This window comes from Hymenobacter montanus, from assembly GCF_014699115.1.
Classification (GTDB): Bacteria; Bacteroidota; Bacteroidia; order Cytophagales; family Hymenobacteraceae; genus Hymenobacter; species Hymenobacter montanus.
This window is the reverse complement of the sequence record NZ_JACXAD010000017.1, coordinates 73,926-90,991: the sequence shown is the minus strand read 5'-3', so window position 1 is coordinate 90,991 and position 17,066 is coordinate 73,926. Positions and strand designations below refer to the sequence as shown.

Below are 17,066 nucleotides of genomic sequence, written 5' to 3'. Positions count from 1 at the left end.
CGCCGCTCCCCCTTTGCGAATAGCGGCTGATCTACGACTAGCGAGCCTGCTGCGGGATGCGGTAGCGGACCCGGGTGGTGCCCTCGGTGGGGTTGGGCCCATTCTGCCCGGGCTGGCCCCCCGCCCCGGTTGCGGCGGCCGTTGGGGCGGAAGCGGCACCCGGTTGCTGGTTCAACAGATTCTCTAACCGGGTCAGGCGCGCTTCCAGCGTCGCCATCTGGGCGTCTTTCTCTTGGAGGCGAGCCTCCATTTGGGTGTCTTTTTCTTGAAGGCGAGTGTTGAGCTGCGCCAACTGGTCCTCTTTCTGCTGGAGGCAGGTATGCTGCTCTTGTTTGAGCTGCTCTATCTGCTTTTGCTGCTCCTGAACGGCGTTGACGAGGATGTAGTTGAGGGCATTAGCATCGTAGTCGAGGTACTCCGCTTTCCGGCCCGTGGGGTCCTGGTAGGTGAACTGGCCCACCATATAGGGCGCGACCTGCTGCATCTGCTGGGCAATCACGCCCACGTACCGCTTGCCCGTGGGCATGTTCGCCTGCCCGTTGTACTCAAACCACACCGGCTTGACTTTGCTGAGCACCTCCAGCCCGTCGGTGAACTCCGACACGTTCTTCTTCAGGCGCGCATCCGAGGCCACCGCCCAGCTGCCCCCCCCGGGCTTGGCCGCCACCCCGTTGACGTGCAGCAGATACGCCGGAGCGGTGGTGCCGATGCCCACCTTGGTTGAGTCCGTGGCCCCGTTCACTCCCTTGATGGCCCCGAGCACCAGGCTGTTGGAGGCCGACACGTACGCCCGCGCCCCGATGGCCCCGGCGTTGGATAAGTCCCCGGCGCTGGTGTTGGCTTCGTAGCCCAGAAAGCAGTTGAAGGAGCCCTCGGTATTGGCCTGGCCGGCGAAGGTGCCCACGAAGCTGTTGTTACTGCCGGTCGTGTTGTAAAAGCCGGCGTCTCGTCCCACAAAGCTGTTGGCATTGCCGGCCGTGTTGGAGGAGCCGGCTAGATACCCCACGAAGCTGTTGTAGATGCCTGTTGTATTGGAGGAGCCCGCCTCGTTGCCCACAAAGCTGTTGAAGTTGCCGGTGGTATTAGCGAAGCCGGCCCTATATCCCAGAAAGTTGTTGCTACTGCCCGTCGTATTCGAGTTGCCCGCAAATGTGCCGACGAAGTTGTTGTTATTGCCCGTCGTATTCAAGTGGCCAGCTTGGGTGCCCACAAAGCTGTTGCCACTGCCCGTCGTATTGGTGTACCCAGCATAATTGCCCAGAAAGCTATTGGCGTCACCCGTGGTATTGGAATAGCCGGCTTCATACCCCATGAAGCTGTTGCTATTGCCCGTGGTATTTAGCCGCCCCGCTCGGGTACCCAAAAAGCTGTTATTACTGCCCGTCGTATTGGCGTAGCCCGCTTCGCTACCCAGAAAGCTGTTGTTTGTGCCCGTGGTGTTGAAGTAACCGGCATAGGTGCCCACGAAGCTGTTGCTAGCACCCGTCGTATTGGAAAAGCCGGTCTGAAATCCCACAAAGCTGTTATTACTGCCCGTGGTATTAGTGTTGCCGGCCCCACGCCCCACAAAGCTGTTATTACTGCCCGTGGTATTCGAGTAACCCGCATAGGTGCCCACGAAGCTGTTGTTATCACCCGTCGTATTGGCGTAGCCCGCCGCATGGCCCACAAAGCTGTTGTTATTGCCCGTCGTGTTGTTTTGACCCGCCTGGCCGCCTAAAAAGCTGTTGTAGCTGCCCGTGGTATTCGAGTAACCGGCAGTAACTCCCACAAAACTGTTGTTACTGCCCGTCGTATTGGCGTAGCCTGCTCGATGCCCCAGAAAGCTGTTTTGCAGGCCCGTGGTGTTGAGCCTACCCGCATCGGTTCCCACGAAGCTATTATATGCGCCCGTGGTATTGGAGTAGCCGGCATTGGTCCCCAAAAAGCTGTTTTCAGTGCCCGTCGTATTAGAGAAGCCCGCCGCATGACCCAGAAAGCTGTTGTAGGCGCCCGTGGTATTGGAGGAGCCCGCAAAGCTGCCCAGAAAGCTATTGCTATTGCCCGTGGTGTTGGCGGCGCCGGCCTCATACCCCACAAAGCTGTTGTGATTGCCCGTGGTGTTGGCATAGCCCGCCCCACGGCCCACAAAGCTGTTAGAGGCACCCGTCGTATTCGAGGCGCCCGCCACATATCCTACAAAGCTGTTGTTCGTGCCCGTCGTGTTAGCGGCCCCGGCCTGATAGCCCACAAAGCTGTTGTTGGCACCCGTCGTATTGGAAAAGCCCGCTCCAGTGCCCAGAAAGCTGTTATATGCGCCCGTCGTGTTGTGGTACCCAGCATTGGTTCCCAGAAAGCTATTGTCATTGCCCGTGGTATTGGAGTAACCGGCATTAATCCCCACAAAGCTGTTAGCTTCCCCCGTGGTATTGGAGTAGCCGGTTGCATACCCCAGAAAGCTGTTGCTGGAGCCCGTCGTATTAGAGAAGCCTGCCGCATGTCCTAGAAAGCTGTTTCTACTGCCTGTGGTATTGGCGGTGCCGGCCTGATACCCCACAAAGTTGTTGTTGGAGCCCGTGGTGTTGAGCGCACCAGCTTCGGTGCCCACAAAGCTGTTGAAGGTACCCGTCGTATTGGACTTGCCGGCTTGGGTGCCCAGAAAGCTGTTATTACTGCCCGTCGTATTGGTCAGGCCCGCTTCGAGGCCCACAAAACTGTTATTGCTGCCCGTCGTATTCAAGTAGCCGGCCCGATACCCCACAAAGCTGTTGGAGTTACCCGTGGTATTACGATAGCCTGTCCAGGTGCCAAAAAAGCTATTGTTACTGCCCGTTGTATTAGACACGCCGGCTTCTTGGCCCACAAAGCTGTTGTAGGAACCCGTCGTGTTAACATAGCCTGCTCTGCTGCCCACAAAGCTGTTGTGGACGCCCGTGGTATTAGCGAAGCCTGCCCCCGTGCCCAAAAAGCTATTCTCATAGCCCGTCGTATTGGAGTAGCCCGCCTTATAGCCTACAAAACTGTTGCTCGATCCCGTCGTATTGGCGGTGCCCGCTTCTCTGCCCAGAAAACTGTTGAAACTGCCCTCCGTATTGGCGGCGCCGGCATTCACCCCCACAAAGCTGTTGTAGCTGCCCGTGGTATTGGAGAAACCCGCCCGATGCCCCAAAAAGCTGTTCTGAAGGCCCGTGGTATTTGAGTAGCCGGCCTGAACCCCCACAAAGCTGTTGGCTTCGCCCGTGGTATTGGCGTAGCCCGCTTGGGTGCCGAAAAAGCTGTTGTTGGAGGCCGTCGTATTGGAGAAGCCGGCCTGAACCCCCACAAAGCTGTTGGCACTACCCGTCGTATTGGCCTGGCCCGCAGAGCTGCCCACAAAGCTGTTGCTGTTACCCGTCGTATTGAAGCGGCCGGTAGCAACCCCCACAAAGCTGTTGTACTCGCCCGTCGTATTGCGTTCGCCGGCCACATACCCCAGAAAGCTATTGTTACTGCCTGTGGTATTGGACCCGCCCGCTCCATACCCCAGAAAGCTGTTGTAGTTGCCCGTCGTATTGGCGTAGCCTGCCGTGACACCCACAAAGCTGTTGCCGCCGCCCGTGGTATTACGGCTGCCGGCCTCATACCCCACAAAGCTGTTGTTAGTGCCCGTCGTATTGGAGTTGCCTGCAGCAACCCCCAGAAAGCTGTTGTTGAAGCCCGTGGTATTGTGATTGCCGGAAAAGGTGCCCAGAAAGCTGTTGCGTTCGCCCGTCGTATTAGAGGAACCGGCATTACTCCCCACAAAGCTGTTATAAGTGCCCGTGGTAGTGGAATAGCCGGCATAGGGCCCCACAAAGACGTTGGCATTACCTCCCGTGCCGGAATTAACGCCAGCATTGTAGTTCTGGGCGCAGAGGGGAGAGAACGAGAGCAGACCCATCAACGACAGCAGCAGCCGAAGGAATGATTTGCTTGACTTCAGGTTCAGGTAAAAGTCAGCTTTCATAGGCAAAAGAAGAAAATGAGGCAGGATAAAAAACAAATGTATAATTATTTTCAATGTATAATAATTTTCATAGCAATTTTAAAAAATGTCAATCAGGTGTTATATCTGGCTTGCTTCCCTACCAACAGGCTGAATAGCCTGCAATCCCATTGGCTTCCGCCTCACCACGGTTCTATCTCTATTATCCTTGGGCAACCGCGGTAGGGTAGTCGACTCAAATCGCCTGGCGGATACGGGTTTGAACGGGCCGAAACGCATTCCCCGGGCCCAGGCGGGGACTCCGCCAAGCAAGTCCTGATGCATTCGGGCCGTTTTTCTGCCCTGGCCAGGGACCACGTGCCGAACCAGGGCCCCGCCTGATGAGCAACAGCAAAACGCCCCACAGGTCATCGCCGGGCCGCTGGCCTCGCTGCATCACTTCGTAAGCACACGGGCTTCGCGCTATTTTTCGCCCCTTGTAACGAGCCCCCAGTACGACCGCGAGGATATTCTGGAAAAGACCAAGGTCGGCCAGCAGTTGGCTGCTCAGGGCAGGCACATTGGCCGGCCCAAAGCACGTGATGCGTACTACCTCTAATTATTTGGCGGTGGTTTAACGTAGGGTGGTGCCACGAATTGCCCACAGGGCTTCGTGGTACCACTACTAGCTTGCACAACGGACCGAACGACTAGTGGTGCCACGACTTGCCGTCGTGGCACCACCCCATTTTAGACCACCGCCAATTATTTAATAAATATTCCGTGAATCCCAGTGGCTAAAACCGCTCCGCCAACATCAGGGTGTTTTATATTCCTTATCCTATAAATTCGCGACATGGCTCCCCGTATTAACCCTCTTCTGACCGGGAATGAGTGGCCGCGCAAAATGCTCAGGTATTATTTTCTGTTGCTTTCCGCGCTGATTTCCCGGTCTGCCACCGGCCAATACTTCGCTGACACCGCCCAAGTATATACCTACGTGGAGCAGATGCCTGCCCTGCCCAGCGGGGGCGGCAACTTGGCCTTGGTGAAAGCCATTCAGCAGCGGGTGCGGCTGCCAGCCGAGGTGCGCGAAGGCCGGGTGGAGGGGCGCGTTTTCGTGCGCGTCATCATTGGGGCGAGCGGCGTGGCCCGGCAAGCGGCGGTGCTGCAAAGCCTAAGCCCCGCCTGCGATGCCGCCGCCCTGGCGGCCGTGCAACGCATGCCCCGGCTGGTGCCCGCCCGCTACAACGGCCAGCCCGTGGCGGTGCTCCTCACCGTACCGGTAATGTTTCTATCCCCTAATCACGTTTTTGCACTTGCTGAAGTAGGCCAGCCACCCCAGTTTCCCGGTGGCCGGGCGGGCCTCGAGCAGTACTTGCAAAAGAATCTGGTGACCCCAGCCGAGGTGAAAGAGCGCGACTTGCAAGGCGAGGTCACCATTCGCTTCGTGCTGAAGGCGGACGGGCGAGTGGGCGCCTGTGAAGTAATTAACTCACTCTGCACCAGCTGCGATGAAGAGGCACTACGGCTGGTCCGCAACTTTCCGCGCTGGCAGCCCGGCCTCGGCTACGACGACCAGCCGGTGGCCGTAGCCCAAACCCTGAAGGTATGGTTTCAGCCCCCACCCCCACCCGCCGGCACGCCCGAGCCGGTTCCGGAGCAGCAAGTATATGCCCAGGTAGAGCAAATGCCGGCGCTGTCCGGTCGCCCCGGCCCTGGTGCCGTGCAGGCCGCTCTTCAAGAACTTATCCGCTACCCCGAGCAGACGACCAATGGCGAAGGTGAGGTCAGCTTCGTGGTCGAGCCCGACGGCCGCGTCACCCGCCCTCTCATGCTTAAAAGCATCGGGCACGCGACCGATCAAGCCGTGCTGGCCGCCGCGCTGCGCTTGCCCCGGTTCGAGCCCGGCCGGCAACATGGTCAGCCCGTCGCCGTGCGCCTGGTCGTGCCCGTGCTGGTGGAAATCCGCTAGGGCCCGAACCTGCATCAACCTCACTGCTGGCCCGTGCGCTAGAGCGTGTTATGGACTTGTAGGCGAACTTTGCGAGGATGGAACTTACCCGCCGCGCTTACCCCAGCGATGTCAGCGACGAGGAGTGGGCCTTTCTGCTCCCGTAGTTGCTGCTTGTACGCGAAGATGCTGGACAGCGCCAGCACCCCCTGCGGGAGCTGTTTAACGCTTTGCGCTACGTGGTGCGCACGGGCTGCACCTGGCGGTATTTACCCCACGATTTGCCGCTCTGGGCTGCGTGTTACCAGCAATGGGCCCGCTGGCGTGACGCCCGCGTGTTCGAAGCCCTGACCGACGACCTGCGCCAACTCCTGCGCCTGAACAGCGAACGCCCAGCTGCCCCAAGCGCGGTGATTCTCGACTCGCGCACCCGGCAAAGCACGCCCGAAAGCGGCCACCGGGCCGGCTATGACGGCGCGAAACGGCGCAAGGGCAGTAAGGTGCACGTGGCCGTGGACACGCTGGGGCACTTGCTCGCCGCTGTTGTCACGCCGGCCAACGAACCGGACCGGGCCCAAGTCGGTGCCCTGGCTCACGTGGTGCAGGCCGTCGCGGGCCACCAGGTGAGATTGGCCTATGCTGACCAGGGCGATACTGGCGATGCCCCCCAGCAGGCGGCTCAGCAGCAAAGTATTGACCTACAGGTTGTCAAGCTAGGCCACACCAAGCGCGGCTTCGTGCTGCTGCCCCGCCGATGGGTCGTTGAGCGCAGCTTGAGGTGGAGCGCCCGCTACAAGCGCCTGGCGCGTGATGATGAACGCCTGGCCCTGAGCTTACAACAACTCCACTACCTGGCTTTTGTCGGAATCATGCTCGCTAAAGTCACCGCGCTCAACCTCGGCGTCAGTCCATAACACGCTCTAGTAAAGTATAAGATTATCGTAATTGGAGCAGAGTAATACATAGGCCTGTGATGCTTCTAAAGCGAAAGATCTATCGGAAGTATTGGGGTATGCAACAATTTTTGACATATGAAACCTCAAACCATCAGTTCACTAACACAAAGCATAAATGATTGACTATATAAGCAACAAGAGTAAATAAGCGAAAGAGAAGTAAGCTGTGACTTTACATTGCTAACTATAAATTCCCCATAAAAACCTGCGTCAATCTACCAACATGTGAAAGAGCCAAAAACGATAAAAAAATAGGATATACTAGGCCTAGCAGTATGCATATTACCCTGCTAGCTATTGAGATACTTTTAAAGGAATAGAACAATGCAATGCCAAAAGCTATTATCACGACTAAACTTAGTAAGCTTAGACCACACATGCTTTCTTTCACCTCACGTATGTACTTGGGTGCACTATAAGGCAAGTTCCCAAATCCGTCACCGTGAAAATACTCTAGTATAAAATTACAATATGCAATCCACACATAATAAAGCATGACCAGTATGACAGCAGAAGTATTCAGGAGAAAACGCATGATTTTGAGAGGGTCTAGCTGATTCGGACACAATATAGACATAGTTTGTAGTAGCGTTTCGAAGTGGTTAGACGAGTGGTAGACGGGGAATGAGTGGCGGCATTCGACATTGTAATAGGCGATGTGATGGTCTTCTATCTGTTATGTATAGGCAACCTCATTTTATCAAATTTCTCGAGCAGCTTCGAATAAATGAGCCCAACGTATTATTCTTCCTGAACTAATCGGAAATTCCACTTCGTGTAACCAAATTGCAGGTTATTCTATAGCCCTAAAAACATCAAATTTTATCCAAACAATCATTACACCAACATAATACCCTTAACCCCTAATTTATTAGCCTCAGCAAGAATCCCCCTAGCTAATATTTCATTTTCTATGACAATTAATAAAGGCACACCATCAAGCAATGCATTTTTACTGCGCATGGCTTCAGCTAGGGTTAAGCCTGCTTTTTCGTGCAACAGTTTCATAAATGGAACTCCACGCATACCTACTTCCCAGCCAGTAAAATGTATTTTAAACACAACTAGTAAATTATTTTAAATACTAATCTAGGCATTTTACCTGGATTTGCACCAGTGGTCCTTTTAGCGCCCTCTACAATGAGCTGATCTAAGTTACGTTGACGGCCAAAATCTACGATAATGTCTCTGACACCTTTGTAACCGAGTTGATTGGTAACTGTCCCATCGATGTCAAAATTTCTGATAGTAAGAATTCTGGCGGTGGTCTAAAGCGAGGTGTGCTCGAATGCTTTTCACACAACAGCTCTGTGCTTCCTGTGGCAGCGAGCACATTCGGCGCAATGGCAGCGCCGCCAGCCATGCCAAAGACCGGTGTCGTACCTGCAGCTATCAGGCTCGCTTTACCCCAGCCGCCATCGCCAAAGCGGGGCAGTACGAACAGGTGGACAAGCTCTTGAGCGAGCGGGTTTCCCAGTGTGGCATCCGTGCGCTTGACGGGCATCTCGCGCATGACTGTGGCCAAACGGGCAAAAAAAAGCCCAGTCGCCCCCGTCGCCCCTGCCACGACTTCGCCCGAAGAAGGCCCAGAAAAAACGCTGGGAGCCCTTGAACTGGACGAGATGTGGTCCTACGTGGGCCGCAAAAAAGCTCTGGTTGGCCGTCGAGCGTGGCAGCCGGCGCATCGTGGCCTGGGTCGTGGGCCAGCGCGACGCGGCCACGGCCCGGCGCTTATGGCTGGCGCTGCCGCGCCGCTACCGGCGGCATTGCTGGTCACCGACTTGTAGGACGCCTATATCGGTGTGTTGCCCGGCTGGCAGCACGCCGCTGTTCCAAAGGCAGCGGCGGTACCAGCATCGTGGAGGCCGTCAACTGTTCGCTCCGCCAACGCTGTAGCGTCCTCGTGCGCAAAACCTGTTCCATTAGCAAATCTATAACCATGCACATGGTGCGAATTAAAATTGTCATCGACAACTATAACCGCACCATGAATTAGACCACCGCCTATTTTTTATCTATATAATAACCCCCTTTAAATACTGTATAGAATATTATCTACCGATACCATGCAGGCTGCTCTTCAAGAGCTTATCTGCTACCCCGAGCAGACGACCAATGGCGAAGGTGAGGTCAGCTTCGTGGTCGAGCCCGACGGCCGCGTCACCCGCCCTTTCATACTTAAAAGCATCGGGCACGCGACCGATCAAGCCGTGCTGGCCGCCGCGCTGCGCCTGCCCCGGTTCGAGCCTGGCTGGCAACACGGCCAGCCCGTCGCCGTGCGCCTGGTCGTGCCCGTGTTGGTGGAAATCCGCTAGGGCCCGAACCTACATTAACCCCACTGCTGGCCCGTGCGCTAGGCACTGGGCTTGTTGTGGATGCCAGCCGGCCCCAAGCGGGCCCTCTCGGCTACTTACGCTGTGGGCTTTGGGCATTTAGCCGTTGGTAATAGTCATGCGCGCCACGCCCGTGCCACGGATAGTGCTCCACTGCGCATTGCGCTCCACCACTAGAGCACCAACGCGGGCTTACTGGGCCGCCTTGCGCCCGGCGCCCAGCACGAATAAGCCCCGGTAGCGGCAGGGTGCGTCCTGGTACTTCGGCTGCCCGTTTTTGCTGCCATTGCACCGCTGCACGCTGTCGCATTTCACGCCGTGAGATTGAGTATGAATCATCAGACATGCTTATGGTCAAATACGCTTTAAACAGATCACCGCCCCACATCTCCTTGACTAGATAATGTTATACTTTATAGCCCATGCACCTCAATACTATGTGGTTTACTATCAAATATTTATTACGCATGTTATTTTTTGACAATCAATTTGCTGAATTGCTAACTACATGGTATCTCACTTTTATTGAATACTTTATTTTTATAACTTTTCTTATTTCATCCTACTTTTTATTGTTTTTAATATATTTTTAACGATATTTGCATCACAGCTATAAAGCAGCAAATACGTATGGAGATTAAAAGCATATACTCTGAAACGGCCCTATATGATGTTTCTCGCAGTGTTTTAAGAGTCTGTTTGCTGTGCGTATTTTTCTTTTCCGGTATCGCCGGGTCAGCAGCCAAAAATTATAACAGCGAAATATTTTACCCGGCAGCAACTTCTAATAACAACGCTGGCAGCACTTCACCGGACTCAGTATTTCAGGCCTTGGAGGAAACCGGTCATTACGTCGATGCTCTCTCGCCGTCCAACCTACAGGAGTTGCCCATCGGAGTAAAAAAGCGAATTGGTAATTTAACTTATACGGTTGCTTTTGTAAAGGCAAAGCTCAACCCCCAGCATGCTGCCCTCACGGCGTTTGCCAAGATTGAAATTCCACAGCAGAATACGCAAACCGGCAAGCCTTTCTCCCTATTCTTTGGGGCGGAGGATATAAAGTTCTCTTACAATGGCGGCCTGGTGGGCGATGCCCGCCTGGTGCTGCTTGATAATGTGGCCATTCCCTTCAACGGAAATAAGTGGGAGCTGGACCTTAAAGGCGGCTTCGATGCAGCAACCGGAACCTTCGCCGATCTGACCTATGTAAAAATTGACTGCGAAGGATTTAAGGAGCTGGGCGTATCGGCAGATGTGGCCTTTAGCCGCGATGTGGTTATTCCGCTAAATGCGCAGATGGATATAATTCCGGACCCGACGCAGCGGGTCAAGGGCGCCTTTCATACCATAGTGAAAGACTGGAACGACATGCTCGTTGAGGTGTCGCTAAGTCCCTTCGCGCTCAAAGCCCAGCCCAAATTTGCTTTCACGGTAAACCAGGCCGTGTTTGATTTCAGCGACTTGCGCAATTCACCTTCCGTTGTATTTCCGCAGAAGTACACTACGGAACTGCTGGATCCCGCCAATATGAATCTGTGGCGCGGCGTATTTGTGCAATCGCTGCAGGTAGTGCTGCCGCCGGAGTTTAAGCAAAGGGGCAGCAACAACCGCATCTCGTTTGGAGCGCACAACCTGCTGATAGATAATTTCGGGGTCAGTGGCGACTTTTCGGCTAATAATATCCTTGCCCTTAACAACGGTGACGCCTCTGGCTGGGCCTTTTCGGTAGATACGTTTGCCCTGAAAGTAGAAGTGAACCAGCTTAAGGCCGGAAGATTTGCCGGCAACCTGAAGCTGCCTGTTTCGGAGAAAACCGACCTGCACTATACGGCCGCTATTACCCCTACGGATTACCTGATCGCCGTCGCGAACAATAAGCCACTCGACTTTTCTTTATGGCGGGCTACGCTCCATCTGGACAGAGGCTCTACCGTGCTGATGGCCGTGCAAAACAGTCAGTTCAGGCCGAAAGCCATCCTGAACGGCTACATGTCGCTGTCGATGAGCAGCGATACAGCGGCAGTCCGAGACACACTTAACGATAAATCGAGAATACCGAAGCTCACTTTCCAGGCGCTTACGTTGCAGACGGAGCAACCTTACTTCCAGGTGCAGGCGATGGGCTATGCCGGGCAGGTGAAGCTCCAGAATTTCCCGATTTCGCTCAATGGAATTTCAGTCGCGGCAGTCGGTGATGATGTATCCCTCAAGCTGGGCATCGCGGTCAATCTGATGTCTGGCAACTCGGCATTTGGTGCTTCCGGCGATGTCGCAATCGTGGGAAAAATAGAGAACAACGGGCGACAAAGGTGGAAGTACGATCACGTGGCCCTGAGTGCGCTGGCGGTAAATGCAGACTTTGGCGCGTTTGCGATAAAAGGCGGTCTTCAAATTCTGAAGAAGGATCCGGTTTACGGAGATGGCTTCAACGCGCATGTGGAGCTGGACCTCAAAAAAGGCTTTAAGCTGCATGCTCAGGCCAATGCCATCTTCGGCAGCACCACTTACCGCTACTGGATGGTGGACGGCCTGGTGGATGGCCTCAACATACAGGCCGGCCCGATAACGCTCACCGGCTTTGGCGGGGGAGCCTCGAACCGCATGAAACGCAATGCTACCGCGCCCGTCATGGGTGGCGTCGGCCTTACCTACACCCCGGATCAGTCGACCGGATTTGCCTTTAAGGCCGCGGTGTTTTTTGCCGTTGGCGCCAAAGATCTGGTGAAGGGCAACCTGGCTTTTGAGATAGTCTTCAACAGCAGCGGGGGCCTCAATAAAATGGGCCTCTACGGCGATGCGAAAGTATTGGCGAGCAGGGCCGAAGGCATGGCTGGCCTCGATAAGCTACAGGCCAAGCTTAAGCAAGCCGCCACTGCGGAGGAGTCATTCGCCAACCAATATGGCCAGGGCGCGCTGAATGCTTTGGGCTACTCCGACAAGGCGAAACAATTCACGGCTCTCCCCCCCTCCAACGACCAGACCAACGGCATTGAGGCCAAGATGGGCATCGAGTACGACTTTCAGAATAACGTCCTGCACAGTACCTCTGAGATGTATGTAAGCCTGGTAGGCGGCGTGCTCAGGGGCCGCGGGCCCAATAACCGAGCGGGCTGGAGCGTGCTGCACATCGAACCCGGCAGCTGGTATATGCAGATCGGCACGCCACAAGACCGGCTGGGCCTGCGCCTGGGCATCGCATCGCTCAACGTAGAGGCCGGGGGCTACTTTATGATGGGTGACAACATGCCCCCCAGCCCGCCCCCGCCGCCCATCGTAGCCAGCATCCTTGGCGTAGATGCCCAAGAGCTAAACTACACGCGTGACCTCTCGGCATTAAGTGGTGGCCGGGGGGTTGCCTTTGGGGCGGATTTCAGCGTGGACACCGGCGACCTCAGCTTTCTCATCTTCTACGCCTCCTTCCAGGCCGGCGCGGGCTTCGACATCATGCTGCGCGATTATGGTACGGCGCAGTGTAGCGGCGGCAACGGGCCTATTGGCATCAACGGCTGGTATGCGAATGGGCAGTCGTATGCCTATATGCAGGGCGAGCTGGGCCTGCATATAAAACTATTCTTCATAAACAAGAAAATACCCATCATAAAAGGCGCGGCGGCGGTGCTGCTGCAGGCCCGGGCACCGAATCCTTCCTGGTTCCGCGGATATCTCGGTGGCAGCTACAATCTACTCGGCGGGCTGGTGCAAGGCTCTTTCCGCTTGAAGGTAGAGCTGGGCCAGAAGTGCGAAATCGTAAATGCTGGTCCGGCAGCAGGGCTTGCCGTTATCTCAGATATCACCCCCAAAGAAGGTAATACGGGTGTCGATGTATTCGCGGCGCCGCAGGCTGCCTTCAACATGAAGGTGGAAAGGAACTTTCGGATGGAAGATGATGAAGGCATAAAAACCTACTTCATCAAGCTGAACAAGTTTGAGGTAGTGAAGAGCGGGCAAGCTGTAGAAGGTACTCTGGAGTGGAACAGCAACCACGATGTAGCCACCTTCCATTCTTTTGAGATTCTGCCCCCGCAGGCTTCGCTTACGGCTAGAGTAAAAGTTGCTTTTTATGAAGTGAAGGATGGTGAACAGGTGCCGGTGTATGTGAATGGCGCTATTGCCACCGAAGAAAAAGCAGTATCCTTTACGACTGGCACGGCGCCCACTACCATTCCCTTCCAGAACATCGCCCACTGCTACCCGGTCATTGACCAGCAGAACTTTTACACCGCCGAGCGCAGCACCGGATGGGTGCAGCTAAAACAAGGCCAGTCCTACCTCTTCGATAATGCCAATACGTACAGCGGCTCGTTCGTATCCGCAACGGATAGCCTTACCGTGCCGGTCACTTACCAGCAATCGGCGCGGCGGATCGCCTTTACTATGCCGCAGCTGGCGCAGGATAGGGCCTATCGCTTCCTCATCAAGGCCACTCCGGTAACGGCCTCGCAAAGCACCGTGAGCGAGACGACCACCCAGGCAAATATTGGCGGCGACGCAAATAATACGCTGGCGGTAAAAAGCAAAACGCTCAATGGTACCGCATCCAACGGCGGCGCCGCCGCCAAGCTGCTGACGTATGACCTGCGCACCAGCCAGTACCCTACTTTTAGCGCGAAGCTTCAAAGCATAACGGTTGCTAACAACAATATCAGTAAGCCTACCGGCACTTCCGACATTGTATTGCTTGGTGCTACTACCACGGCCAACGAGCCTTTTGATGTAGCCGAGCTGGTTGGTAATACGTATTCTTCCGGCCCGCTGGCATTCATCACGGCAGTGCCGGACGACAGCTACTACAGGACCGACATTCAGCCCCTCATCTATCAGCATTACGGGCTTGGCGGCATCGTAATAACGGCGCGGGACACGGCTCTATTGGGCGCACCGCCGTTGCGGGCCGTTCCGGTCAGCAATGCGTACAAAGTATACGCGGAGCAAGGTATCAATGAGCTATTCCGCAAGACCACTTTTCCGTATGGCTACGAGCTGGCGGCGTTGTACAAGCAAGATTATCGGGAGCTGCAGTACAAGGTGGTAAATGCCACGCTGGGCACCGGCACGATGGCAACCTACTACAACCTTATCATGAATCCTTTCCCGCTAATGACGCGCGGGAATTATAAAATAAAGCTGCTGTACCGCTTCCCGGATGGTACGTCGGGCAGCAGCGGCATTTTCCAGTACTACTGTCCTATCAACTAGAAAGATGAGAGCCGTGTCAGCAAGGATTTACCCTGTTATAGCCCTTTTTTGCCTGCTTGCATTTGCCGCAGGAGCACAAAGGGTGCCGGCCCGGCACCCATCGGTAAAGGTGCTCAGCCGCGTGCAACGGGATAAGATTCTCCTGCGCTGGGCGCCGGATGCGGCTATGGCCTGGCGAAAGTGCAACAAATGGGGCTATACGCTGGAGCGGTATACTATCGCCCGGGGCGGAAAACTGCTGCCTACTCCAGAAAAGAAAGTATTGCTTACCGGCCTTAAGCCCTCGCCCCTGGCCGACTGGCAGGCCCTTGCTACCGCCGATGATAATGCCGCCGTCATCGCCCAGGCGCTCTATGGCGAAAGCTTTAAGGTAGGTAGTGGGGAGAATAAAGTAGCTCGCGTGGTAGCGGTAAGCGAGGAGCAGGAGCAGCGCTTCGGCTTCGCGCTCTATGCGGCCGATCACAATTTCGAAGCGGCCCAAAAAGCCGCCCTTGGTTACCAGGACCGGGATGTGCGCAAGGGCGAAAAATACCTATACCGCGTTTACAGTCTCGTACCACGTGCCGAATTACCCATTGACACGGGCGGAGTTTTTACCGGCCTTGATAATTACGAGGAATTACCCAAGCCGCAGGAACTCGTCGGTATTTATGGCAACAAATCGGTGATGCTGAGCTGGAACTACGAGCTCCTGCGCCAGCAGTACAACAGCTACCTCGTGGAGCGGTCGGAGGATGGGGTCAACTATAAGACGCTGAGCAGCCTGCCGGTTACAAACCTTAATGACAAGGACGGCCGCAAAGCGGCCAGCATGTATTATGCCGATACGCTGGCGGTAAATGGGAAGCAGTATAGCTACCGGATACGCGGCATCAATCCCTTTGGGGAAACCGGCCCGCCGTCGGAGACGGTGAGCGGAAGTGGGGTAGAGCTGCTGGCCTATGTGCCCTTCATCACGCACAGCGATTTGCAGGGTGACAAGAAGGTGTTGCTGCAATGGGAGTTTGACAAGGCCGGCGAGCCCTTACTGCAGGAATTCAGCGTTGCGGTATCCGACAAAGCGGATGGCTTTTATAAGACGGTTATGGCCGGCATTTTGCCCAGTAACCGCAACGCCACTTATGTTCCTCCAACACCGCTGGCAGGTAGCAACTACTTTACCATTACCGCGCAGCCAAAGAGCGGCAAGGGGCGCACCTCTTTCCCGGTACTGGTGCAGGCGATTGACTCCATACCGCCCGCGCCGCCAACCGGTTTGGAGGCCATAGTGTACACCACCGGGCTGGTGCGTATTTCCTGGAGAGTGAATAAGGAGAGCGACATGCTGGGCTACCGGCTCTTCCGCGCGTCACAGAAAGACGAAGAATACTCGGCGGTGAACAGCCAGATCCTGACGGGCACGGAGTACATCGACACCGTGCAGATACAATCGCTCAACAAAAAGGTATACTACAAGCTAAAGGCAACCGATCAGCGCTTTAATAATTCCGATTTCTCCGTCCCGGTCGTGGCGTTGAAGCCAGATCAGTTGCCCCCGGCCGCGCCCATCTTCACCGGCTACGAAGTAGAAGAGAAGGGCATCCGGATTAAGTGGGAGCCGAGCCCCTCGACGGACGTGGTAAACCACATCCTTTACCGCAGCGACACCCCCGACCTGAAAGGAGCTATCGAGCTTAAAAGTTGGAAGGCCGGCGATACCGCGACCACCTATTTTGATGAAAACGCGACGGCGGGCAGAACCTATACCTATACCATCACCGCCGTTGATGGTATGGACCTAAAAACGAGCGCTCCTCAACCACTGACGGTTTCGGCGGACCGGATGGCTAATCTGATACGCCCCGCGGTGAGGGGCCTGAACGTCTATAAGGATGAGAAGTCGGGCTACATGGATGTGTTCTGGCAGTATGCGGAGAAAGGCGTAATAGAATATCTCGTCTATCGTGCGGAAGGGACCTTGCCGCCGACGCTCTGGAAGACGTTGCAGCCGGGCACCTACAATGTGCGGGACGAAAGCGTGCGGAGCGGAAAAGAATATAAATACAGTGTGGTTGCGCGCTTTGAAGATGGCGGGCAGTCGAAATTCTCAACTGTTAAAACGAATTTCTGAGATGAGGAGAATACTATTACTATTTGTGCTGGCACTGAGCTTTTTACCCCGAGCGGTAAAGGCGCAATCCTATAAGCTGGAGTACGACGTTCAGTTCTACTTGGATGAGAATAGTGGCAACCGTCGGTACTACAATACCATGTACTATACTACGGTCAATAATGGTACGCCCCAAACGGTAAGTGCCTTTGACATGTACAGGGAAAGAGGAGACCCCCATATCGTCGGTTCCATTACAATTCCTGCCAGTCAAGGGCCCATCAAGCGTCTGTGGATTAGCACAAATCGGCAGGTGCGCGTTTTAGGCACCTGGAATGGCGACTGTAGCGGCGGCAGAGATACTGATATTTATAATAATCCCGGAAACGCGGAATATTGCTTTAATAGAGCAAACTGGACCGACTGGGGCTGCCTGACTTCGCTGGGGGATGACAACGCTTATACCAACGTTCTGAAGCAATACCCGGTCTATACGCTTACCCAGTCAGATCCTTCTGGTTTTCTGCCGTTAGATGACAACATAACCTTTACCGCCTCATCCGGATTCAGCGCTCCGTTTTACAAGTGGGAATATTCCTTAGTAGGCAATAACGGC

8 protein-coding genes and 1 pseudogene are annotated in these 17,066 nt (G+C 55.1%); 5 read left to right on the top strand and 4 right to left on the bottom strand.

The window, feature by feature from the left end; all coding sequences use genetic code 11:
• Positions 1–37: 37 nt before the first annotated feature.
• The gene (locus IC235_RS15100; RefSeq protein ID WP_191006023.1) at positions 38–3,964 is read right to left on the bottom strand and encodes a tail fiber domain-containing protein; all 3,927 of its coding nucleotides are present in this window, start codon (positions 3,962–3,964) and stop codon (positions 38–40) included.
• Positions 3,965–4,778: 814 nt separating this feature from the next.
• Here IC235_RS15100 and IC235_RS15095 point away from each other — a divergent pair.
• On the top strand, positions 4,779–5,897 hold the full coding sequence (locus IC235_RS15095; RefSeq protein WP_191006022.1) for a TonB family protein: 1,119 nt from the start codon (positions 4,779–4,781) through the stop codon (positions 5,895–5,897).
• Between the two features lie 77 nt (positions 5,898–5,974).
• A pseudogene (locus IC235_RS15090) lies at positions 5,975–6,790 on the top strand (IS5 family transposase).
• 879 nt (positions 6,791–7,669) lie between these two features.
• Here IC235_RS15090 and IC235_RS15085 read toward each other — a convergent pair.
• Positions 7,670–7,894: a hypothetical protein gene (locus IC235_RS15085; protein ID WP_191006021.1), complete on the bottom strand. Its 225-nt coding sequence runs from the start codon at positions 7,892–7,894 to the stop codon at positions 7,670–7,672.
• Positions 7,895–8,006: 112 nt separating this feature from the next.
• Positions 8,007–8,345, bottom strand: coding sequence for a hypothetical protein (locus IC235_RS15080; RefSeq protein WP_191006020.1), 339 nt, complete (start codon positions 8,343–8,345; stop codon positions 8,007–8,009).
• A gap of 553 nt (positions 8,346–8,898) precedes the next feature.
• On the opposite strand from IC235_RS15080, the gene IC235_RS15075 reads away from it, so the two are divergent.
• Entirely contained in the window at positions 8,899–9,147 is a 249-nt protein-coding gene (locus tag IC235_RS15075; protein ID WP_191006019.1) for an energy transducer TonB, read from the top strand.
• A 210-nt stretch (positions 9,148–9,357) separates the two neighbouring features.
• Here IC235_RS15075 and IC235_RS15070 read toward each other — a convergent pair whose 3' ends face one another.
• Positions 9,358–9,504 carry a hypothetical protein gene (locus IC235_RS15070; RefSeq protein WP_191006018.1) on the bottom strand — a complete coding sequence of 49 codons (147 nt, stop codon included), beginning with the start codon at positions 9,502–9,504 and terminating at the stop codon, positions 9,358–9,360.
• Positions 9,505–9,996: 492 nt separating this feature from the next.
• Here IC235_RS15070 and IC235_RS15065 point away from each other — a divergent pair, with 492 nt between their 5' ends.
• Together IC235_RS15065 and IC235_RS15060 are read left to right on the top strand one after the other, a co-directional pair.
• Positions 9,997–14,361, top strand: a complete 4,365-nt coding sequence (locus IC235_RS15065; protein WP_191006017.1) for a hypothetical protein — start codon at positions 9,997–9,999, stop codon at positions 14,359–14,361.
• Complete coding sequence (locus IC235_RS15060; protein ID WP_191006016.1) at positions 14,309–16,471, top strand: fibronectin type III domain-containing protein; 2,163 nt, start codon at positions 14,309–14,311, stop codon at positions 16,469–16,471. Before IC235_RS15065 ends, IC235_RS15060 begins: the two co-directional genes overlap by 53 nt.
• The last annotated feature ends 595 nt before the right edge of the window (positions 16,472–17,066 follow it).